The sequence below is a fragment of the Micromonospora sp. NPDC048868 genome (assembly GCF_043198195.1).
Taxonomy (GTDB): domain Bacteria; phylum Actinomycetota; class Actinomycetes; order Mycobacteriales; family Micromonosporaceae; genus Micromonospora; species Micromonospora reichwaldensis.
The window spans coordinates 203,865-228,591 of sequence record NZ_JBICUN010000011.1 but is presented as its reverse complement, the minus strand read 5'-3'; the positions used below and the strand labels follow the sequence as shown (position 1 = coordinate 228,591).

The window sequence follows — 24,727 nt, the reverse complement described above, 5'->3', positions numbered from 1 at the left end:
CCGTACCGGCGTCTTCGTCGGCGCCTCCCCGTCGGGCTACGGCACCACCGACACCCCGGCGGAGCTGGCCGGATACCAGCTCACGGGCGGCGCGCACAGCGTCATCTCCGGCCGGGTGTCGTACACCTTCGGGCTGGAGGGCCCGGCGGTGACGGTCGACACCGCCTGCTCGTCGTCGCTGGTGGCGGTGCACCTGGCCGCCCAGGCGCTGCGCGGCGGCGAGTGCGACATGGCGCTGGCCGGCGGCGTCACCGTCATGGTGACCCCGGGCGCCTTTGTCGAGTTCTCCCGCCAGGGCGGCCTCGCCCCGGACGGGCGCTGCAAGTCCTTCGCCGCCGACGCCGACGGCACCGGCTGGTCGGAGGGCGTCGGCGTGCTGCTGGTCCAGCGGCTCTCCGACGCCCGGCGGCAGGGCCGCCAGGTGCTCGCCGTGATCGCCGGCAGCGCCGTCAACCAGGACGGCGCGTCAAACGGCCTCACCGCCCCCAACGGGCCCGCCCAGCAGCGGGTCATCCGGCAGGCCCTCGCGAACGCCCGCCTGACCACGGCCGACGTCGACGCAGTCGAGGCGCACGGCACGGGTACGACCCTGGGTGACCCCATCGAGGCGCAGGCCCTGCTGGCGACCTACGGCCAGGGCCGCCCCGCCGACCGGCCGCTGCTGCTCGGCTCGATCAAGTCGAACATCGGCCACAGCCAGGCCGCCGCCGGTGTCGCCGGCATGATCAAGATGGTGCAGGCGATGCGGTACGGCCTGCTCCCACAGACCCTGCACCTCGACGAGCCGACCCCCCACGTGGACTGGACCGCCGGCGCGGTGTCCCTGCTGGCCGAGGCGCGCCCCTGGCCGGCGGTGGACCGGCCGCGCCGGGCCGCCGTGTCGTCGTTCGGCATCAGCGGTACGAACGTCCACCTGATCCTGGAGCAGCCGTCCGCGCCGACCGGCGGGGACGAGCCGGAGGTCGAGGGCGAGCCGTCGCGGACGCCGTCCGTGCTGCCGGTGCTGCTCTCGGCCCGGGACACGGCCGGGCTGTCGGCGCAGGCCGACCGCTGGGCGCAGTGGCTCACCGGCACCCGGACCTCACGCCCGCTCGACGTGGCCTGGTCGTCGGTGGCGTCGCGGTCCGTGCTGGAGCACCGGACGGTCGTGTCCGGTGCGACCCGCGACGAGCTGCTGGCGGGCCTCGAAGCCGTGGCGGCGGGCGAGCCCTCGGCCGGCGTGCTCACCGGCCCGGGCGGCCAGCGCGGCCAGCTCGCGCTGCTCTTCTCGGGTCAGGGTGCGCAGCGCGCCGGCATGGGTCGGGAGCTGTCGGCCGAGTTCCCGGTGTTCGCGGTTGCGTTGGACGAGGTGTGTGCGCACCTGGACCCGTTGCTGCCGCGCCCGCTGCGGGAGGTGCTGTTCGCGTCGTCGGGTTCCGCCGAGGCGGAGCTGCTGGACCAGACCGTCTTCACGCAGGCCGGGTTGTTCGCGGTCGAGGTGGCGCTGTTCCGGCTGGTGGAGTCGTTCGGGGTCGTGCCGGACATGCTGGCCGGTCACTCGATCGGTGAGGTGACCGCGGCGCATGTCGCGGGCGTGTTGTCCCTGGCGGACGCGTGCGCTCTCGTGGCCGCGCGGGGTCGGTTGATGCAGGCGCTGCCCACGGGCGGCGGGATGCTGGCCGTGGCGGCCGACGAGGCCGCGGTGGTGGAGTCGATCGCGGGCCTGGGCGACCGGGTCGGCATCGCGGCGGTCAACGGGCCCACCGCAGTGGTGGTGTCGGGTGCCGTCGAGGCCCTGGACGAGGTGGAGCGGGTCTGGCGCGAGCGGGGCGTGCGCACGCGCCGGCTGACGGTGAGCCACGCGTTCCACAGCCCGTTGATGGAGCCGATGCTGGCCGAGTTCCGGGCGGTCCTGGACGGGTTGACGTTCGCGGCGCCGTTGCTGCCGGTCGTGTCGAACGTGACCGGTGCCCTGGCCGGCGACGAGATCCGCACGGCTGACTACTGGGTGCGGCACGTGCGGGAGGCGGTGCGCTTCGCCGACGGGGTCACCGCGCTTCGGGCAGCCGGGGTGGACACGTTCCTGGAGGTCGGCCCGCAGAGCGTGCTGACGGCGATGGCCGCGGACGTGCTGCCCGGCGATGACGCCGTGCTGGCGGTCGCGGTGCAGCGGCGGGACCGGGCGGAGGCGCAGGCGCTGCTGCACGCCCTGGCGGAGCTGCACGTGCACGGAGTTCCCGTGTCCTGGACGCAGTGGTTCACCGACGCCGGCGCGCGCCGCGTCGACCTGCCCACGTATGCCTTCCACCGCGAGCGGTACTGGCTGCCGCCCGCCGGCCAGTCGGCCGATGTCTCCGGGGCCGGCCTCGGCGTGGCGCGGCACCCGCTGCTCGGTGCGGCGGTGTCGGTCGCCGGCGAGGACATGGTCGTGCTGACCGGCCGGCTGTCGGTGTCGACCCACCCGTGGCTCGCGGACCACGTCATCTCCGGCGCCGTGATCGTGCCCGGCACCGCCCTGGTGGACCTCGTCGTCCGGGCGGGCGACGAGGTCGGTGCCTCCCGTGTCCGCGAGCTGACCGTGCTCGCCCCGCTCGTGCTGCCCGCCACCGGCGGCGGCGTACGGGTACAGGTCCGGGTCGGTCCCGTCGACGGGACCGGCAGCCGGTCGGTGACCGTGCACTCCCAGCCCGAGGACGACCCGGAGTCGGGCTGGACCCGGCACGCCGACGGCCTCGTCAACGCCCCCACGGCCGACGAGCCCACGGTGGGCGCGTGGCCGCCGCCCGGCGCGTCCGAGGTGGACGTCACCGGCTGGTACCCGGCGGTGGCTGAGCACGGGCTCTCCTACGGGCCGGTCTTCCGGGGCCTGCGGCGGGCGTGGACCGCCGAGGGCGAGGTGTTCGCCGAGGTCGCCCTCCCCGACGAGGTGATCGGGGACCCGGCGGGATTCGGCGTGCACCCGGCACTGCTGGACGCCGCCCTGCACCCCGTCGGGCTGCTGCCCGCCGACGAGGCCGGCGGCGGGGCCCGGGTGCCGTTCGCGTTCGAAGGCGTGCAGGTCCACGCGGTCGGGGCCCGGACGCTCCGGGTCCGCCTCACCGCCACCGGCAACTCCGTGCGGCTGGTCGCCGTCGACGAGACCGGTGTGCCGGTGGTGTCGGTGGACTCGCTGACGCTGCGCGAGCTGACCGGCATGGCGGCGCCGTCCGACGAGGCACACCGATCCCTGTTCGAGGTGTCCTGGCAGCCCGAGCAGATCACCGCGCCCGACGGCGCGTACGGCTGGGCCGTGCTCGGTGACCGCCCGCTCGACGGCGCGCCGCAGCTTCCGGCGTACGCCGAGGTCGCGGCGGTGGCCACGGCGGTGACGGACGGAATGGCCCCCGCTCCCGCGGCGCTGCTGCTGCCCGTCTCTCCGGCGGCGCCCGGGGCGGACCTGCCCGACGCGGCGCGGTCGGTCACGGCGGACGTCCTCGGCGCGGTGCAGGCCTGGCTGGCCGCCGATGCCCTCGCGGACTCGCGGCTGGTCGTGGTGACCCGTGGCGCGGTGGCCACCGGCACGACCGACAGCGTCACCGACCTGGCGGGCGCCGCGGTCTGGGGCCTGCTGCGCTCGGCCCAGTCGGAACACCCCGGCCGGATCGTGCTGGCCGACCTCGAACCCGGCGTCGACCTGGACGCCGACTTGCTGGCCCTGCTCGCCGCAGCCGCCGACGACCCCGCCCTCGGCGGGCAGCTCGCGGTGCGGGCGGGCACGGCGTACCTGCCGCGGCTGGTCCGCGCCACCGGCGACGCGCGCACCCCCGCGACCCTGGGCCGGGGGACCGTCCTCGTCACCGGCGGCACCGGCTCGCTCGGCGCCCTGGTGTCCGAACACCTCGTCACCGCGTACGGCGTGCGCTCGCTGGTGCTGGCGTCCCGCCAGGGCCCGGCGGCCCCCGGCGCCGACGACCTGGTGCAGCGGCTGGCCGCGCTGGGTGCGACCGCCCGGGTGGTCGCCACGGACGTGACCGACCGCGAGCGCGTCGGCGAGCTGGTCCGGGCGATCACCGCCGAGGACCGCCTGGCCGGGGTGGTGCACACCGCCGGCGTCCTCGACGACGGCGTCGTCAGCGGGATCACCGCCGAGCGGCTGGCGGACGTGCTGGCCCCGAAGGTCACGGCCGGCTGGTGGCTGCACGAGGCGACCGCCGAGCTGGACCTCGACCTGTTCGTGCTCTTCTCCTCCGTCGCCGGGGTGCTCGGCTCTCCCGGCCAGGCCGCCTACGCGGCCGGCAACGCCTTCCTGGACGCCCTCGCCGTGCTGCGGGCGCAGCGCGGGCTGCCCGCGGTCAGCCTCGCGTGGGGCATGTGGGACACGGACGGCATGGCTGCGTCGATCAACGACACCGACCGGGCGCGGGTGACCCGGGCCGGTCTGGTCCCGATGACCGCCCCGGTCGGGCTCGGGCTGTGGGACGCCGCCCTGGCCCACGGCGGCGCGGCGCTGGTGCCGGCGGTGGTCGACCTGCCCGCCATGCGGGCGCAGACCGCCGCCGGCCGGGTGCCGGTGATGCTGCGGGCCCTGGTGGGACCGGGCACGAAGCGTCGCCGCTCCGGCTCCGGCGCCTGGGTCGACCGGCTGGCCGGGCTCGACCCGCAGGAGGCGCGCACGCAGGTGGCCCTGCTGGTCCGGGGGATGATCGCGCAGGTCCTCGGTCACGGCGGCGCCGAGGCGGTGCCGGCGGACCGGGCGTTCCGGGAACTGGGCTTCGACTCGCTGACCGCCGTCGAGCTGCGCAACCGGATCAACGGCGCGACCGGGCTGCGGCTCACGTCGACGCTCGTCTTCGACTACCCGACCCCCGGCGCCCTGTCGGAGCACCTGTACGAGCAGCTGTCCGGCCAGGTCGCCGACCAGCAGCAGGCCGTGCGGGCGACCACCGTCGACGAGCCGATCGCGATCGTGGGCATGGCCTGCCGCTACCCGGGCGGCGTGACGAACCCGCAGCAGTTGTGGGACCTGGTCGCCGCCGGGGCCGACGGCATCGGCGAGTTCCCCACCGACCGGGGCTGGGAACTCGACCGGCTCTTCCACCCCGACCCGGACAACCCCGGCACGTCGTACACCCGGCACGGTGGCTTCCTGTACGGGGCCGCCGAGTTCGACCCGGACTTCTTCGGCATCTCGCCCCGTGAGGCGATCGCGATGGACCCGCAGCAGCGGCTGCTGCTGGAGACCTCGTGGGAGACGTTCGAGTCGGCCGGTCTCGACCCGCAGCGGTTGCGCGGCAGCCGGACCGGCGTGTTCGCCGGCCTGATGTACCACGACTACGCCTCCGGCGTGCAGGACCTGCCCGAGGGCGTGGGCGGTTACCTCGGCACCGGCACCTCCGGCAGCGTGCTGTCCGGTCGGGTGGCGTACACGTTCGGCCTGGAGGGGCCGGCGGTCACCGTCGACACGGCGTGCTCGTCGTCGCTGGTGGCGCTGCACCTCGCGGTGCAGGCGTTGCGCAGCGGCGAGTGCGATCTGGCGCTGGCCGGTGGCGTGACGGTGATGGCGACGCCCGGCACGTTCATCGAGTTCTCCCGGCAGCGTGGTCTGTCGGCCGACGGCCGCTGCAAGTCGTTCGCCGCGTCGGCCGACGGCACCGGCTGGTCGGAGGGCGTCGGCGTGCTGCTGGTGCAGCGCCTCTCCGACGCCCGGCGCGAGGGCCGGCGGGTCCTGGCGGTGGTACGCGGATCGGCGATCAACCAGGACGGCGCGTCCAACGGCCTGACGGCCCCGAACGGTCCGTCGCAGCAGCGGGTGATCCGGCAGGCGCTCGCGAACGCGCGGCTCACCACCGCCGACGTGGACGCCGTCGAGGCGCACGGCACCGGCACGACCCTCGGTGACCCGATCGAGGCGCAGGCCCTGCTGGCCACGTACGGGCAGGACCGGCCGGAGGACCGGCCGCTGTGGCTGGGCTCGATCAAGTCGAACATCGGCCACACGCAGGCCGCCGCAGGGGTGGCCGGCATCATCAAGATGATCATGGCGATGCGCCACGGGCTGCTGCCGTCCACGCTGCACGTCGACGAGCCGTCCCCGCACATCGAGTGGAGCGTCGGGGCGGTCTCCCTGCTCACCGAGGCACGCGACTGGCCCGTGGCGGGCCGGCCGCGCCGCGCGGCGGTCTCGTCGTTCGGAGTCAGCGGCACCAACGCGCACGTCATCATCGAGCAGCCCCCCGCCGAGGCGGAGCCCACCCGGGGCGAGGGCGCGCCGACGCCCGCCGCCGGGTCGCTGCCGGCCCCCGTGCTGCTGTCGGCCCGCTCCGAGGCCGCCGTCGCGGCCCAGGCGGAGCGCTGGGCCCGCTGGATCGCCGGCGACGAGGAACTGCGCCCCGTCGACGTCGGCTGGTCGTCGACGGTCAGCCGGGCCGTCATGGAGCACCGCGCGGTGGTCACCGCGACGGACCGGGACGAACTGCTGGCCGGGCTGCGTGCCCTCGCCGCCGGCGAGTCGGCCGCCACCGTGGTCGCCGGTACGGGCGCGACGCGTACGCAGCTGGCTGTGCTCTTCTCCGGCCAGGGCGCGCAGCGCGCCGGGATGGGCCGGGAGCTGTCCGAGGCGTTCCCGGTGTTCGCGGCCGCCCTGGACGAGGTGTGCGCGCAGCTCGACCCGCTGCTGCCGCGCCCGCTGCGGGAGGTGCTGTTCGCCGAGGCGGGCAGCCCCGAGGCGGAGCTGCTGGACCAGACCGTCTTCACCCAGGCCGGTCTGTTCGCGGTCGAGGTGGCGCTCTTCCGCCTCGTGGAGTCGTTCGGGATCGTTCCCGACGTGCTGGCCGGTCACTCGATCGGCGAGGTGACGGCCGCGTACGTGGCCGGGGTGCTGTCCCTGGCCGACGCGTGCGCCCTCGTGGCCGCGCGGGGCCGGTTGATGCAGGCGCTGCCGGCCGGCGGCGGCATGCTGGCCGTGGCCGCCGACGAGGCGGCCGTGGCGGAGTCGATCGCCGGGCTGACCGACCGCCTCGGCATCGCGGCCGTCAACGGGCCCACCGCCGTGGTCGTCTCCGGTGCCGTCGAGGCCCTGGACGAGGTGGAGCAGTCCTGGCGGGACCGGGGCGTGCGTACCCGCCGGCTCACCGTCAGCCACGCGTTCCACAGCCCGCTGATGGCGCCGATGCTCGACGAGTTCCGCGCCGTCCTGGCGGGGCTGACGTTCCGGGCGCCGCTGCTGCCGGTCGTGTCGAACCTGACCGGCGCGCTCGCCGACCCGCAGGAGATCACCCGCGCCGAGTACTGGGTGCGGCACGTGCGGGAGGCCGTCCGCTACGCCGACGGGGTCACCGCCCTGCGGGCCGCCGGGGTGGACACCTTCCTGGAGATCGGCCCGCAGAGCGTCCTGACCGCGATGAACGCCGACCTGCTCGCCGAGGACGCGCTCGCGGTGGCCGTCCAGCGCCGGGACCGGCCCGCCCCGCAGGCACTGCTGCACGCCCTCGCCGACCTGCACGTCCACGGCGTCCCGGTGACCTGGACGCAGTGGTTCACCGACGCCGGCGCCGCCCGGGTCGACCTGCCGACGTACGCCTTCCAGCACCAGCGGTACTGGCTCGGCGCGGGCCAGGCGCGTACCGCCGACGTGTCCGGCGTGGGCCTCGGCGTCGCCGGGCACCCGCTGCTCGGCGCGGCGGTCACCGTCGCCGGCGCGGACATGGTGGTGCTGACCGGCCGGCTGTCCCTCGCCACCCACGCGTGGCTCGCCGACCACGTCGTCTCCGGCGCGGTCATCGTGCCCGGCACCGCCCTGGTGGAGCTGGCCGTCCGGGCCGGAGACGAGGTGGGCGCGTCCCGGGTGCGGGAGCTGACCGTGGCCGCGCCGCTGGTGCTGCCGGAGGCCGGCGCGGTGCGGGTGCAGGTGCGCGTCGGCGCGGCCGACGAGGTTGGCACCCGCGTCGTGGCGGTGCACTCGCAGGCCGAGGGCGACCCGGAGGCCGACTGGGTCCACCACGCGGAGGGCGTGCTGGAGCCGGCGACGGCCGACGAGCCGAGCGTGGGGGAGTGGCCCCCGACCGGCGCGTCCGAGCTGGACGTGGCGGGCTGGTACCCGACGCTTGCGGAGCACGGCCTGACGTACGGGCCGGTGTTCCAGGGGCTGCGCCGGGTGTGGACCACCGGCGACGACGTGTACGCCGAGGTGGCGCTGCCGGACGAGGCGGCGACGGAGGCGGCGCGCTTCGGCGTGCATCCGGCCCTGCTGGACGCCGCCCTGCACCCGATCGGGCTGCTGCCCGGCACCGAGGGTTCGGGCGGTGCTCGGGTGCCGTTCGCGTTCGAGGGTGTGCAGGTGCACGCCTCGGGTGCGCGGGTGCTGCGGGTGCGGCTGTCGCGTACGGGCTCGGCGGTGCGGCTGGTCGCGTGCGACGAGTCGGGCGCGGCCGTGGTCTCGGTCGACTCCCTCGCCCTGCGCGAGCTGACCGGCGTGACCGCGGCGGGCGCGGCGGCCCGCTCGATGTTCGAACTCACCTGGCAGGCCGAGGAGATCGCCGCCGCCGGGGACCTCTCCGGGTGGGCGCTGGTCGGCTCGCCGGCAACCGCCGACCTGCCGGCGTACGGCGACGTCGAGGCGCTCGTCGCGGCGGTCGACGCCGGCCGGACGGCCGCACCGAAGGCGCTGCTGCTGCCGCTCGACGCGCCGGAGAGCGCCGTCCCCGACGCGGTACGCGCGGCGACCACGGCCGTGCTGGCGACCGTCCGGTCCTGGCTGGCGGCCGACGCGCTCGCGGAGTCGCGGCTGGTGGTGGTGACCCGGGGCGCGGTGTCGGTGGGTGCCGACGACCGGGTGTCGGACCTGGGCGGTGCGGCGGTGTGGGGTCTGCTGCGTTCGGCGCAGTCGGAGCACCCGGGTCGCATCGTCCTCGCCGACGTCGACGGTGACGTGGACGCCGGGACGTTGGCTGTCCTGGCCACGGTGGCTGACGAGCCGGTGGCGTTCGGTGGTCAGGTCGCGGTGCGTGCGGGTGGGGTGTTCGTGCCGCGTCTGGTGCGCGCGGTCGCCCCGGCATCGGTGGAGGCGCCGGTCATGGGTGACGGCGTGGTGCTGGTGACCGGCGGTACGGGTGCGCTGGGTGCGCTGGTGGCGGAGCACCTGGTGTCGGTGCACGGCGTGCGGTCGCTGGTGCTGGTGTCGCGGCGTGGCCCGGAGGCTGCGGGCGCGGGCGAGCTGTCGGAGCGGCTGACGGCGCTGGGCGCGTCGGTGCGGATTGCCGCCTGTGACGTGACCGACCGGGACCAGGTCGGCGCGCTGGTGGCCGAGGTTGCCGCCGAGGGCCGGCTGGCGGGTGTGGTGCACACCGCCGGCGTCCTGGACGACGGGGTGATCGAGCGGGTCACCGAGGAGCGTCTGGCCGGGGTGCTGGCGCCGAAGGTGTCGGCGGGTTGGTTCCTGCACGAGGCGACGGCGGGTCTGGACCTGGATCTGTTCGTGGTGTTCTCGTCGGTGGCGGGTGTGCTCGGCTCGCCGGGTCAGTCGGCGTACGCGGCGGGCAACGCCTTCCTCGACGGACTTGCGGTGTACCGGCGGCAGGCGGGTCTGCCGGCCGTCAGCCTGGCGTGGGGCATGTGGGACACCGCCGGCATGGCCGCGTCGATCGACGAGGCGGACCGGGCGCGTTCCGCGCGGGCTGGCCTGACGCCGATGAGCGCCGAGGTCGGGTTGGAGCTGTTCGACGCCGCCCTGGTGGCGGAGCGGCCGGCGTTGGTGCCGGCCGTGATCGACGTACCGGCGATGCGCGCAGCGCTCGGCGCAGGCCCGGTGCCGGCCGTGCTGCGTACCCTGATCGGGTCGACGGCGGCCCGGCGACGGGCCGCGCGGGGCGGCGACTGGGCCAACCAGCTCGCGGGCCTCGCCGCCGACGAGGCGCGCGCCCAGGTCGACGTGCTGGTGCGTGGCCTGGTCGCGCAGGTACTCGGGCACGGCGGTGCGGAGTCGGTGCCGGCGGACCGGGCGTTCCGGGAGTTGGGCTTCGACTCGCTGACCGCGGTGGACCTGCGTAACCGGTTGAACGCGGCCACCGGGCTGCGGCTGGCCTCGACGCTGGTCTTCGACTACCCGACCCCGGCCGTGCTCGTCGACCACCTGCACGAGCAGGTCTCCGGGCAGATCACCGCCCGCCAGACGGCGGTGCTCAGCGCCAGCACCGACGAGCCGATCGCGATCGTGGGCATGGCCTGCCGCTACCCCGGTGGCGTCGAGAGCCCGGACCAGCTGTGGGCGTTGCTGGCCGGCGGCGGCGACGGGATCTCGGAGTTCCCCACCGACCGCGGCTGGGACCTGGAGAGCCTGTTCGACCCGGACCCGGAGCACAGCGGCACGTCGTACACGCGCCACGGTGGTTTCCTCTACGGGGCGGCCGACTTCGACCCGGGCTTCTTCGGCATCTCGCCGCGCGAGGCCCTGGCTATGGACCCGCAGCAGCGGTTGCTGCTGGAGGCGTCGTGGGAGTCGTTCGAGTCGGCCGGGCTGGACCCGCAGCGGTTGCGGGGCAGCCGGACGGGTGTCTTCGCCGGCGTCATGTACCACGACTACGCCTCCCGCCTGATGGACCTGCCGCCGGACGCCGAGGGCTTCGTCGGCACGGGCACGTCGGGCAGCGTGCTGTCCGGTCGGGTGGCGTACACGTTCGGCCTGGAGGGGCCGGCCGTCACCGTCGACACCGCCTGTTCGTCCAGCCTCGTCGCGCTGCATCTCGCCGCGCAGGCGTTGCGTTCCGGTGAGTGCGATCTGGCGCTGGCCGGTGGCGTGACGGTGATGGCTACGCCCGGCACGTTCATCGAGTTCTCGCGGCAGCGTGGTCTGTCGCAGGACGGGCGCTGCAAGTCGTTCGCCGCGTCGGCCGACGGCACGGGCTGGTCCGAGGGCGTCGGCGTGCTGCTCGTGGAGCGGCTGTCGGACGCGCGGCGCAACGGGCACCGCGTGCTGGCGGTGGTACGCGGCACGGCCGTGAACCAGGACGGCGCGTCGAACGGGCTGACGGCCCCGAACGGCCCGTCGCAGCAGCGGGTGATCCGACAGGCTCTCGCGAACGCGCGGTTGACCACCGCCGACGTGGACGCCGTCGAGGCGCACGGCACGGGCACGACGCTTGGTGACCCGATCGAGGCGCAGGCGTTGTTGGCGACGTACGGGCAGGAGCGTCCGGGGGACCGGCCGCTGTTGTTGGGGTCGGTGAAGTCGAACATCGGGCACACGCAGGCGGCTGCCGGTGTGGCTGGTGTGATCAAGATGGTCATGGCGATGCGGCACGGTCTGGTGCCGGCGACCCTGCATGTGGACGAGGCGTCGCCGCACGTGGACTGGTCGGCCGGGGCGGTGGCCCTCGCGACCGAGTCCACTCCGTGGCCGCAGGTCGGCCGGCCGCGTCGGGCGGCGGTGTCGTCGTTCGGGATCTCCGGCACGAACGCGCACGTGATCATCGAGCAGCCGCCGGCCGAGGCGATCGAGGGCGAGATCGTCGCCCGCGACGTGCCGCCAGTCGTACCGGTGCTGCTGTCGGCCCGCGACGCCGCCGCGCTGTCGGCGCAGGCGGGCCGCTGGGCGCGCTGGCTGACCGCCGAGGAGGCCCCGCGTCCGCTGGACGTGGCCTGGTCCTCCGTCACCACCCGGCCCGCGCTGGAGCACCGGGCGGTCGTCACCGCCGCCGACCGGGACGACCTGGTCGCGGCGTTGACCGCCCTCGCCGACGGCGAGCCCACCGGTACGGTCGTCTCCGGCGCCACCGGCCAGCGGGGCCAGCTCGCCCTGCTCTTCTCCGGCCAGGGCGCGCAGCGCGCCGGGATGGGCCGGGAGCTGTCCGCCCTGTTCCCGGTGTTCGCGACCGCGCTGGACGAGGTGTGTGTGCACCTCGACCCGCTGCTGCCGCGTCCGCTGCGGGAGGTGCTGTTCGCGTCGGCGGGCAGCCCCGAGGCGGAGCTGCTGGATCAGACGGTGTTCACGCAGGCCGGGTTGTTCGCGGTCGAGGTGGCGCTGTTCCGTCTGGTGGAGTCGTTCGGGGTCGTGCCCGACATGCTGGCCGGTCACTCGATCGGCGAGGTGACCGCCGCGCATGTCGCGGGCGTGCTGTCCCTGGCGGACGCGTGCGCCCTCGTGGCCGCGCGGGGCCGGCTGATGCAGGCGCTGCCCACGGGCGGCGGGATGCTGGCCGTGGCCGCCGACGAGGCCGCGGTGGCGGAGTCTCTCGCTGGGCTGACCGACCGCGTCGGCATCGCCGCGGTCAACGGCCCCACCGCCGTGGTCGTGTCCGGTGCCGTCGAGGCGCTGGACGAGGTGGAGCGGGTCTGGCGCGACCGGGGCACCCGCACTCGCCGGCTGACGGTCAGCCACGCGTTCCACAGCCCGCTGATGGAGCCGATGCTCGACGAGTTCCGCACGGTCCTGAGCGGCCTCACCTTTGCCGCGCCGTTGCTGCCGGTCGTGTCGAACGTGACCGGTGCCCTGGCCGGCGACGAGATCCGCACCCCGGAGTACTGGGTGCGGCACGTGCGCGAGGCCGTCCGCTTCGCCGACGGGATCACCGCGCTTCGGGCCGCCGGGGTGGACACGTTCCTGGAGGTCGGCCCGCAGAGCGTCCTGACCGCGATGGCCGCCGACGTGCTGCCCGCCGACGACGCCGTGCTGGCGGTCGCGGTGCAGCGGCGGGACCGGCCGGAGGCACAGGCGCTGCTGCACGCCCTGGCGGAACTGCACGTGCACGGGATGCCGGTGACCTGGCAGCCGTGGTTCGCCGACACCGGCGCGCGGCGCGTCGACCTGCCCACGTACGCCTTCCAGCACCAGCGCTACTGGCCCGCCGCCAACCGGGCGCGTGCGGGCGACGTGTCCGGGGCCGGGCTCGGCCGCACCGAGCACCCGCTGCTCGGCGCGACCGTGGACCTGGCCGGCGACGACGAGATGGTGTTGACGGGCCGGCTCTCCCTGGCCACGCACCCGTGGCTGGCCGACCACACGGTCTCCGGGCTGACGCTGGTCCCGGGCACCGCCCTGGTCGAGCTGGCCGTGCGGGCCGGCGACGAGGTGGGCCTCTCCCGGCTGCGGGAGCTGACCATGGCCGCCCCGCTGGCCCTCCCCGCAACGGGAGGCGTGCGGATCCAGGTGCGGGTGTCCACGTCGGAGTCGCCGCAGCGTCCCGTCGCCGTCTACTCCCGCCCCGACGACGACCCCGAGGCGGGCTGGACCCGGCACGCGGAGGGCGTGCTGGAGCCCTCCACCGCCGACGAGCCGGACCCGGTCACCTGGCCCCCCGCCGGCGCGGCCGAGGTGGACCTGGCGAGCTGGTACCCGACGCTTGCGGAACACGGCCTGACGTACGGGCCGGCCTTCCAGGGGCTCCGGCGTGCCTGGACCAGCGGCGCCGAGGTGTACGCCGAGGTGGTCCTGCCGGACGACGCCGCGACGGAGGCCGCCGGGTTCGGCGTGCACCCGGCGCTGCTGGACGCCGCCCTGCACCCGATCGGGCTGCTGCTGGGTGGCGAGGAGTCGGGCGGGCCACGGGTGCCGTTCGCGTTCGAGGGCGTGCAGGTGCACGCCTCGGGGGCGGGGGCGCTGCGGGTGCGCCTGACCCGCGACGGCTCCGGGCTGCGGCTGGCCGCGTACGACGAGGTGGGCGCGCCGGTCGTGTCGGTGGACTCCCTCGTCCTGCGGGAGCTGACCGGCGTGGCCGCGCCGGGCGTGGCCTCGCGGTCGCTGTTCGAGCTGCGGTGGCCGGCCGTGGAGGCCGCGCCCGCCGGGGAGCTTTCCGGATGGGCGCTGGTGACCGGCGGCCGGGAGCTGCTGGCACCCGTCGGAGTGCCCACGTACCCCGACGTGGCGACGGTCGCGGGGGAGGAGTCCGTCCCCCGGACGCTGCTGCTGCCGGTGTTCCCCGCGCCCGGGTCTGCGGCGCAGACGCCGGAGTCGGTCCGGGCGGTGACCTCGGACGTGCTGGCGACGGTGCGGTCCTGGCTCGCGGCGGACGCCCTGGCGGACTCGCGGCTCATGGTGGTGACCCGGGGCGCGGTGTCCGTCGGCGACGACGACCGGGTGACCGACCTGGCCGGTGCGGCGGTGTGGGGTCTGCTGCGGTCGGCGCAGTCGGAGCACCCGGGCCGCATCGTCCTCGCGGACGTCGACGACGACCCGGATGCCGCGCTGGTGGCCCTGCTGGACGGCGTCCTGCGGGAGCCGGCCGCGACCGGCGGCCAGCTCGCCGTCCGCGAGGGCGCGGTGTACTCGCCGCGCCTGGTCCGGGCCGGCATCACGGCCGCGCAGACGCCCAGCCTGGGTGACGGCGCGGTGCTGGTGACCGGCGGTACGGGTGCGCTCGGTGCGCTGGTCGCGGAGCACCTGGTGTCGGTGCACGGCGTGCGCTCGCTGGTGCTCGTGTCGCGGCGCGGCCCGGAGGCCGCCGGTGCGGGCGAGCTGTCGGAGCGGCTGTCCGCGCTGGGCGCGTCGGTACGGGTCGTCGCGTGTGACGTGACGGACCGGGACCAGGTGTTCGGCCTGGTGGCGGAGATCGGCGCCGAGGGCCGGTTGGCGGGTGTGGTGCACACCGCCGGTGTCCTGGACGACGGTGTCGTGGAGGGGCTGACGGCGGAGCGGCTGGCCGGGGTGTTGGCGCCGAAGGTGTCGGCGGGTTGGCTGTTGCACGAGGCGACGGCGTCGCTGGATCTGGATCTGTTCGTGGTGTTCTCGTCGGTGGCGGGTGTGCTCGGCTCGCCGGGTCAGTCGGCGTACGCGGCGGGTAACGCGTTCCTCGACGCCCTGGCGGTCCACCGGCGGCAGCTCGGGTTGCCGGCCGTCAGCCTGGCCTGGGGCATGTGGGACACCCCCGGCATGGCCGCGTCGATCGACGAGGCGGACCGGGCGCGTTCGGCGCGGGCGGGCCTGACGCCGATGAGCGCCGAGACCGGGTTGGAGCTGTTCGACGCCGCGCTGGGCGCCGACCGGGCGGCCCTCGTACCGGCCGTGATCGACGTGCCCGCGCTGCGGGCGGCGACCTCCGGCGGCCCCGTGCCGGCCGTGCTGCGCACCCTGATCGGCGTGACCAGCACCCGCCGCCAGGCGGGACAGGGCAGTGGCGGTTGGGCTGACCGGCTCGCCGGGCTGACCGAGGACGAGGGCCGCGCCCAGGTCGACGTGCTGGTGCGGGGCCTGGTCGCGCAGGTGCTCGGGCACGGCGGTGCGGAGGCGGTGCCGGCGGACCGGGCGTTCCGGGAGCTGGGCTTCGACTCGCTGACGGCCGTGGACCTGCGTAACCGGTTGAACGCGGCCACCGGGCTGCGGCTGGCCTCGACGCTGGTCTTCGACTACCCGACCCCGGCGGTGCTCGCCGACCACCTGTGGTCGGAGTTGGCCGGCGTGCGTCAGTCGACCGCCGGACCGGTCGCCGGCACGGTCGTCGGCACCGACGAGCCGATCGCGATCGTGGGCATGGCCTGCCGCTACCCGGGCGGGGTGGAATCCCCCGACGAACTGTGGGAGCTGCTGGCCGGCGGCGGCGACGGGATCTCCGAGTTCCCGGCGGACCGCGGCTGGGACCTGGAGTCGCTCTTCGACCCGGACCCGAACCGCAGCGGTACGTCGTACACGCGCCACGGTGGCTTCCTGTACGGCGCCGGCGAGTTCGATCCGGGCTTCTTCGGGATCTCGCCGCGCGAGGCCCTGGCGATGGACCCGCAGCAGCGGTTGCTGCTGGAGGCGTCGTGGGAGTCGTTCGAGTCGGCCGGGCTGGACCCGCAGCGGTTGCGGGGCAGCCGGACGGGTGTCTTCGCCGGCGTCATGTACCACGACTACGCCTCCCGGCTCATGGACCTGCCGACCGAGGTGGAGGGCTACGTCGGGACCGGCACCTCCGGCAGCGTGCTGTCCGGTCGGGTCGCCTACACCTTCGGGCTGGAGGGCCCGGCGGTCACCGTCGACACGGCGTGCTCGTCGTCGCTGGTGGCGCTGCACCTCGCCGCGCAGGCCTTGCGCTCCGGCGAGTGCGATCTGGCGCTGGCCGGTGGCGTGACGGTGATGGCCACGCCGGGGACGTTCATCGAGTTCTCCCGGCAGCGCGGGTTGTCGCAGGACGGGCGCTGCAAGTCGTTCGCCGCGTCGGCCGACGGCACGGGCTGGTCCGAGGGCGTCGGCGTGCTGCTCGTGCAGCGCCTCTCCGACGCCCAGCGCGAGGGCCGCAAGATCTACGCCGTGGTGCGCGGCACCGCCGTCAACCAGGACGGCGCGTCCAACGGCCTGACGGCCCCGAACGGTCCCTCGCAGCAGCGGGTGATCCGCCAGGCCCTCGCGAACGCGCGCCTGACCACCGCCGACGTGGACGCCGTCGAGGCGCACGGCACGGGCACGACGCTTGGTGACCCGATCGAGGCGCAGGCGTTGTTGGCGACGTACGGGCAGGAGCGCCCGGGGGACCGGCCGCTGTTGTTGGGGTCGGTGAAGTCGAACATCGGGCACACGCAGGCGGCTGCCGGTGTGGCTGGTGTGATCAAGATGGTCATGGCGATGCGGCACGGTCTGGTGCCGGCGACCCTGCACGTGGACGAGCCGTCCCCGCACATCGACTGGACGGCCGGGGCCGTGGCCCTCGCGACCGAGCCCACCCCGTGGCCGCAGGTGGACCGGCCGCGTCGGGCGGCGGTGTCGTCGTTCGGGATCTCCGGCACGAACGCGCACGTGATCATCGAGCAGCCGCCGGCCGAGGCGATCGAGGGCGAGATCGTCGCCCGCGACGTGCCGCCGGTCGTGCCGGTGCTGCTGTCGGCCCGCGACGCCGGCGCGCTGTCGGCGCAGGCGGGTCGCTGGGCGCGCTGGCTGACCGCCGAGGAGGCCCCGCGTCCGCTGGACGTGGCCTGGTCCTCCGTCACCACCCGGCCCGCGCTGGAGCAACGCGCCGTCGCCGTGGTGGCCGACCGGGACGACCTGCTCGCCGCGCTGCGGGCCCTCGACGCCGGCGAGCCCTCCGGGGCCGTCGTGACCGGCACCACCGCCGTACGCGGCCAGCTCGCGTTGCTGTTCTCCGGCCAGGGCGCGCAGCGCGCCGGCATGGGCCGGGAGCTGTCGGCGGAGTTCCCGGTGTTCGCCGCCGCGCTGGACGAGGTGTGCGGACACCTCGATCCGTTGCTGCCGCGTCCGCTGCGGGAGGTGCTGTTCGCGTCGTCGGGTTCCGCCGAGGCGGAGTTGCTGGATCAGACGGTGTTCACGCAGGCCGGTCTGTTCGCGGTCGAGGTGGCGCTGTTCCGGCTGGTGGAGTCGTTCGGGGTCGTGCCGGACATGCTGGCCGGGCATTCGATCGGCGAGGTGACCGCGGCGCATGTCGCGGGCGTGTTGTCCCTGGCCGACGCGTGCGCCCTCGTGGCCGCGCGGGGTCGGTTGATGCAGGCGCTGCCCACCGGCGGCGGCATGCTGGCCGTGGCCGCCGACGAGACCGCGGTGGCGGAGTCTCTCGCTGGGCTGACCGACCGCGTCGGCATCGCTGCGGTCAACGGGCCCACCGCCGTGGTGGTGTCGGGTGCGGTCGACGCGCTCGACGAGGTGGAGCGCGTCTGGCGCGAGCGGGGCGTGCGCACGCGCCGGCTGACGGTGAGCCACGCGTTCCACAGCCCGTTGATGGAGCCGATGCTGGACGAGTTCCGGGCGGTCCTGGACGGCCTCACCTTTGCCGCGCCGCTGCTGCCGGTCGTGTCGAACGTGACCGGTGCCCTGGCTGGCGACGAGATCCGCACGGCCGACTACTGGGTGCGGCACGTGCGGGAGGCCGTGCGCTTCGCCGACGGGATCACCGCCCTGAAGGCCGCCGGTGTCGACACGTTCCTGGAGGTCGGGCCGCAGAGCGTGCTGACCGCGATGGCCGCGGACGTGCTGCCCGGCGACGACGGTGTGCTGGCGGTCGCGGTGCAGCGGCGGGATCGTCCGGAGGCGCAGGCGCTGCTGCACGCCCTGGCGGAGCTGCACGTGCACGGGATGCCGGTGACCTGGCAGTCGTGGTTCGCCGACGCCGGCGCGCGCCGCGTCGACCTGCCCACGTACGCCTTCCAGCACCAGCGCTACTGGCCGGAGGGCGCACCGACGAAGCAGGCCGCCCCGGAGGGCGGCGACGCCGAGTTCTGGGCCGCCGTCGAGCGTGGCGACCTGGCCGCCCTCGCCGCCGAACTCGGCGACGACACCGAGGACCTGGACGCGCTCGCCCCGGCCCTGCCGCTCCTGGCGCGCTGGCGTCAGCACCGGTCGCGGGACACCGCCCTCGACGGGTGGTCGTACCGGGTCGGGTGGGAGCCGGTGCGGCCGGCCCCGGCGACCCGGTTGTCCGGGCGGTGGCTGGTCGTCACCGTCGACAGCGGCGCCGACGCGGGCGTCGCGAAGACCCTCACCCAGGCGGGCGCCCGGGTGGACACGCTCACCGTGTCGTCCACCCTCGCCCGCGCCGAACTGGGCGAGCGACTGGGCCGGATCAGCGGGGACGGCTGGGCCGGGGTGCTCTGCGTACTGCCCCGGCAGGACCGGCCCCTGGCCGACACCCCGGCGGTGCCCGCCGGCGCGGCCGCCCTGCTCACCATCACCCGCGCGCTCACCGACACCGGCCTGCCGGGACGGGTGTGGGCGCTCAGCCGGACCGCGATGCCGGTCACGGCCGGGGAGCGGGCCAGCGACGTCTGGGCGGCCCTGGCCTGGGGCCTGGGCCGGGTCGTCGCCCTCGAACAGCCCGACCGCTGGGGCGGCCTGGTCGACCTGCCCGACCGCGCCGACCGCGGCGCCCGCGCCGGGCTCGTCGCCGTCCTCGCCGACGGCACCCTGGACCAGGTGGCCGTCCGCCGCAACGGCCTCTTCGGCCGGCGGCTGGTGCCGGCCGCGCCGCCCGCCGGGTCGGGTTGGCGGCCCGCCGGGACGGTGCTGGTGACCGGCGGTACGGGTGCCCTCGGTCGGCACGTGGCGCGCTGGTTGCTGGCCAACGGGGCCGGTGAGGTGGTGCTCGCCTCGCGGCGGGGTCCGGCCGCGCCGGGCGCGGCCGAGCTGGTGGCCGAGCTGGGCGCGGTGCGGGTGGTGGCGTGCGACGTCACCGACCGGGCCGCGGTCGACGCCCTCGTGGCGGACCTGCCGGAGCTGACCGCCGTCGTGCACACCGCCGGGGCGTCCGGCGGCACCACCCCGGCGTACGAGGTGACCGACGGCGAGCTGTCGGAGACCCTGGCCGGCAAGGTGCTCGGCGCCGTGCACCTCGACGCCGCCTGCCGGGGCCGGGACCTCGACGCGTTCGTGGTCTTCTCCTCCGTCGCCGGCGTCTGGGGCGGCGGCGGGCAGGCCGGCTACGCGGCCGGCAACGCCCTGCTCGACGCGCTCGTCACCGCCCGCCGGGCGGCCGGCCTGCCCGCCACCGCCCTGGCCTACGGCCCGTGGGCGGAGGACGGCATGGCCTCCGGCGAGACGGCCGACGGCCTGCGCCGCCGCGGGTTCAGCCCGCTCGCGCCCGACGCCGCCGTCGCGGCGCTCGGCCGCTGGGTGAACGCCCCCGAGGCGGCGCCGGTGATCGTGGACGTCGACTGGTCCCGGTTCGTCACGGCGTTCACCGCCGCACGGCCGAGCCACCTCTTCGACCGGGTCGCCCCCGCCGTCGCCGAGGAGCCGGAGCGGCCGGAGAGCGCCGCCGCCACCGACGGGCTGCGGGCCAGGCTCGCCACGCTGCCGGCGACCGGCCAGGAGGCGCTGCTGGTCGACCTCGTCCGCGCGGAGGCGGCGGCCGTCCTCGGCCACCCCACCACCGACCAGGTGCCGGCCGGCCGGGCGTTCCGGGAGCTGGGCTTCGACTCCCTCGCCGCCGTGCAGCTGCGCGACCGGCTGGGCCGGGTCACCGGCCTGACCCTGCCGTCGACAGTGGTCTTCGACCACCCGTCGGCGGCGGAACTGGCCCGCTTCCTGCGTACCGAAATCGTCATCGGCGCGGACGGCGGACCGGTCACCGGCGGCGTGGCCTCGGCCCGGCCGCCGGCGGACGAGCCGATCGCGATCGTCTCCATGGCCTGCCGCTTTCCCGGCGGGGTGTCCTCGCCGCAGGAGCTGTGGCGGCTGCTGGCCGACGGCGTGGACGCGGTGACGCCGATGCCCACCGACCGGGGCTGGGACCTCGACGCGCTGTTCGACAGCGACCCGGAGCGGGTCGGCACCAGCTACACGCGCAGCGGCGGCTTCCTGCGGGACGTGGCCGGCTTCGACGCCGCGTTCTTCGGCATCAACCCGCGCGAGGCCCTCGCCATGGACCCGCAGCAGCGGCTGCTGCTGCACACCACCTGGGAGGTCTTCGAACGCGCCGGCATCGACCCGCACCGGGTCCGTGGCTCCGCCACCGGCGTCTTCATGGGCACCAACGGGCAGGACTACGCCACGCTGCTGCTGGGCGCCCGCTCCCAGGTGGAGGGCTACCAGGCGACCGGCAACGGCGCGTCGGTGGTCTCCGGCCGCCTGGCGTACTCGTTCGGGCTGCACGGCCCGGCGGTCACCGTCGACACGGCCTGCTCGTCGTCGCTGGTGGCGCTGCACCTGGCCGCGCAGGCCCTGCGCAGCGGCGAGTGCGACCTCGCCCTCGCCGGCGGCGTGACGGTGATGTCGACCCCGGGCGCGTTCCTGGAGTTCTCCCGGCAGCGCGGCCTCGCCGCCGACGGGCGGGTCAAGGCGTTCGCCGAGGCCGCCGACGGCACCGGCTGGGGCGAGGGTGTCGGCGTCCTGCTGCTCCAGCGGCTCTCCGACGCCCAGCGCGACGGCAACCGGATCCTCGCCGTCGTACGGGGCAGCGCCGTCAACCAGGACGGCGCGAGCAACGGCCTCACCGCGCCGAACGGGCCCGCGCAGCAGCGGGTCATCCGGCACGCGCTGGACAACGCCGGCCTGACCCCGGGCGACGTGGACGTCGTCGAGGCGCACGGCACCGGCACCACCCTCGGCGACCCGATCGAGGCGCAGGCGCTGCTGGCGACGTACGGCAGGGAACGCTCCGCCGACCGGCCGCTGTGGCTCGGGTCGGTGAAGTCGAACATCGGCCACACCCAGGCCGCGGCGGGCGCCGCCAGCCTGATCAAGATGGTGCTGGCCCTGCAACACGAGGTGCTGCCGGCGACCCTGCACGTCGACGCGCCGACCCCGCACGTCGACTGGTCCTCCGGCACGCTGGCGCTGCTCACCGAGGCACGACCGTGGACCACCACGGACGGGCCGCGCCGGGCCGGCGTCTCCTCGTTCGGGATCAGCGGCACCAACGCGCACGTGATCATCGAAGAGGCCCCGCAGCGGCCGGCACCGGTCGCCGCCGACGGGGAAGGGCCCGAGGCGACCGACGGGCACGACGACGCGCGACGCGACCACCGCGCCGTGGCCCTGCCGTGGCCGGTCTCCGCCGCCGACCTGCCCGCGCTGCGCGAACAGGCCGGCCGGCTGGCCGACCGGGTCGCGACGGACGAGGACCCCGCCGACCTGGTCGCCTGGGCGCTCGCCGACGGCCGGGCCCACCTCGGCCGGCGGGCCACCGTGGTCGCCGCCGACCGGGAGACCCGGCTGGCCGCGCTACGGGCGCTGGCCGGCGGCGAGGACCACCCCGCGCTGGTCACCGCCCGGCGGCACGGCGGCGGCCTCGCCGTCCAGTTCTCCGGCCAGGGCGCCCAGCGCCCCGGCGCCGGCCGGCAGCTGTACGACACGTTCGGAGTCTTCGCGGCGGCCCTCGACGAGGTCTGCGCGGCGCTGGACCACCAGCTGCCGCAGCCGCTGAAGCCGGTGCTGTTCGCGGCCGAGGGCAGCGCCGAGGCCGCGCTGCTCGACGAGACGGTGTTCACCCAGGCGGGGCTGTTCGCGCTGGAGGTGGCCCTGTTCCGGCTGGTCGAGTCGTTCGGGGTGGTGCCCGGGCACGTCGCCGGGCACTCCATCGGCGAGATCACCGCCGCGCACGTCGCCGGGGTGCTGTCCCTCGCGGACGCCGCCACGCTGGTGGCCGCCCGGGGCCGGCTCATGCAGGCCCTGCCCGCCGGAGGCGGGATGCTCGCCGTCGCCGCCGACGAGGCGGCCGTGGTCGAGTCCCTCGCGGGGCTGACCGACCGGGTCGGCGTCGCCGCCGTCAACGGTCCCACCGCCGTGGTGCTCGCCGGGGCCCTCGACACCCTCGACGGGCTGGAGCGGACCTGGCGGGAGCGCGGGGTGCGCACCCGCCGGCTGCGGGTCAGCCACGCGTTCCACAGCCCGCTGATGGAGCCGATGCTGGCCGAGTTCCGCACCGTCCTCGACGGGCTGACGTTCGCCGCGCCGCTGCTGCCGATCGTGTCGAACCTGACCGGGCGGCTCGCCGGCCCCGACGAGATCCGTACGCCCGACTACTGGGTGCGCCACGTCCGGGAGGCCGTCCGGTACGCCGACGGGATCGCCGCGCTGCGCGACGCGGGCGTCGACACCTTCCTGGAGCTCGGCCCGCAGGCGGTGCTGACCGCGATGACCGCCGGCCTGCTGCCCGGCGACGACGACGGGACGGCCGTGGCGGCGCTGCGCGCCGGCGTCGACGAGCCGGCCGCCCTGCTCGCCGCGCTGGCCGTCGTGGACGGCACCGGGCGGGACGTCGACTGGGCGGCGGTCCTCGCCGTGCTGGCCGGCCCCCGTCCGGATGCCCGCCGGCTGCCCGAGCTGCCCACGTACGCGTTCCGGCCGCAGCGCTACTGGCCGACCCTCGACGCGGCGCCGACGCCGGCCGCCGACCCGGTCGACGACGCGTTCTGGCGGGCCGTCACCGACGGCGACCTGGGCCGCCTCGGCCTCGACCCGGACCAGCCGATGCGCGAGCTGCTGCCGGAACTCGAGTCGTGGCGGCGCCGCCAGCACCTCGACGGCACCCTGGCCGGCTGGCGGTACCGGGTCACCTGGGAGCGCCGGGCGCTGACCGGCGCCGACCCCGGCACGTGGCTGGTGGTGGCCCCGCCGCACCAGGTCACCGACCGGGTGCTCGCCGCCCTCACGGCCAACGCCGCCACGGTGCACCTGCTGACCGTCGACCCGGCCACGGCCACCCCCGACGGCCTGGCCGCCGACCTCGACCGGCTCGCCGCCGCGCACCAGCCGACGGCGCTGCTCTCCCTGCTGGCGCTGGACGAGGCGCCGCACCCGGAGCAGACCGCGCTGCCGACCGGTCTGGCGGCGAACCTGCTGCTCGTGCAGGCGCACACCCGCCGTTCCGGCCCGCCCGTGCCGCTGTGGCTGGCCACCACCGGCGCCGTCGCGGTGGACGACGAACCGGTCGCGCACCCGACGCAGGCCACCACGTGGGGCCTCGGCCTCGTCGCCGCGCTGGAGCACCCCCGGCACGTCGGCGGAGTCGTCGACCTGCCGGCGGGCCCGGCCGAAGCGGCGTACGCGGCCCTGGCCGCAGCCCTGGTCAACGTCGACGGGGAGGACCAGCTCGCCGTCCGGGAGGCCGGTGTGCACGCCCGACGCCTGGTCCGCGACACCGGGCGGCCGGCGACGGGCAGCGGGTACCGGCCGAACGGCACCGTCCTGCTCACCGGCGGGACCGGCGCCCTCGCCCGGCACACCACGGACTGGCTGGGCCGCCAGGGCGCGGAGGTGCTCCCGCTGGCGGAGCCGGCGACGGGCAAGCTCGGTGACCTGATGGAGCAGCTCGCCGCCGAGAGCCGGCCGGTGACGGCGCTCGTGCACGTGCCGGCGGAGACCGGGTCGGTGCCGCTGGCCGAGCTGACCCTCGCCGGCCTCGCCGCCGACCTGGCCGCGACCGTCGGCGACGTCCCGAGGTACGCCGACGAGCTGGCCCACCGGCCGCTCGACGCGTTCGTGCTGTGCACCTCCACCACGGGGGTGTGGGGCGCGGGCGGCCGGGCCGGCCAGTCCGCCGGCGACGCGCTGCTGCACGCGCTCGCGGCGAACCGGCGGCACGGCGGACTGGCGGCCACCGCCGTGGCGTGGGGCCCGTGGAGCGACGACCCCGAGTCGCCCGAGCAGGCGCAGCTGCGCCGGCGGGGCCTGCCGGGCCTGCCCCCGGAGCTGGCCGTCGAGGCGTTCGGGCAGGCGCTGCGCGCGGAGGCGGGGCTGATCGTCGCCGACGTGCGCTGGGACCGGTTCGTGCCGACGTTCGCGTCGATGCGGCCGTGCCCGCTGCTGACCGGGGTCCCCGAGGCGGGCGCGGCGATGCCCGCCGACGACGACCGCCAGCCGGCGGACGACGAGGCGGCGACTGCGCTGCGGGAGCGGCTGCGCCCGCTGAGCCCCGGCGAACGGGAGGGCGTCCTCGTCGAACTCATGGGCAACCTGGCGGCGGCCGTGCTCGGCCACCCCGGGGGCGGAGGGCTGGAGCCCGACCGGGCGTTCCGCGAGGTCGGCTTCGACTCGATGACGGCCGTGGAGCTGCGCAACCGGCTCCGCGCCGCCACCGGCGTCCAGCTGCCAGCCGGCGTGGTGTTCGACTACCCGACGCCCGCGGCGCTCGCCCGGCACCTGCGCGACCAGCTCGTCGAGGACGGCGCCGCCGCGGCCGCGCCGCTGCTCGCCGAGCTGGAGCGGCTCGACGGCGTCTTCGCGGCCGACGCGCCGGACCGGCTGACCCGGCAGAAGCTGCTGGTGCAGTTGCAGGCGTTCGTCGCCCGGTGGGGCGACGAGCGTGGTCCCGTCGAGGAGAAGCCGGCCGCGCACACCCTCGACGACGCCACCGACGCCGAGATCTTCGATTTCATCCACCGCGAGCTGGGTGGCCCCGGCGGCAATTTGCCGGGCATCTAG

General features: G+C 76.1%; 1 protein-coding gene (running past one end of the window). It reads left to right on the top strand.

Annotation, left to right across the window (positions count from 1 at the left end):
- Positions 1 to 24,727: the 3' portion of a type I polyketide synthase gene (locus ACGFNF_RS19355; RefSeq protein ID WP_393169502.1), read on the top strand. 5,108 nt of this gene lie to the left of the window's left edge; the window shows 24,727 of its 29,835 coding nt (coding positions 5,109–29,835); its start codon lies beyond the left edge, outside the window; its stop codon occupies positions 24,725 to 24,727.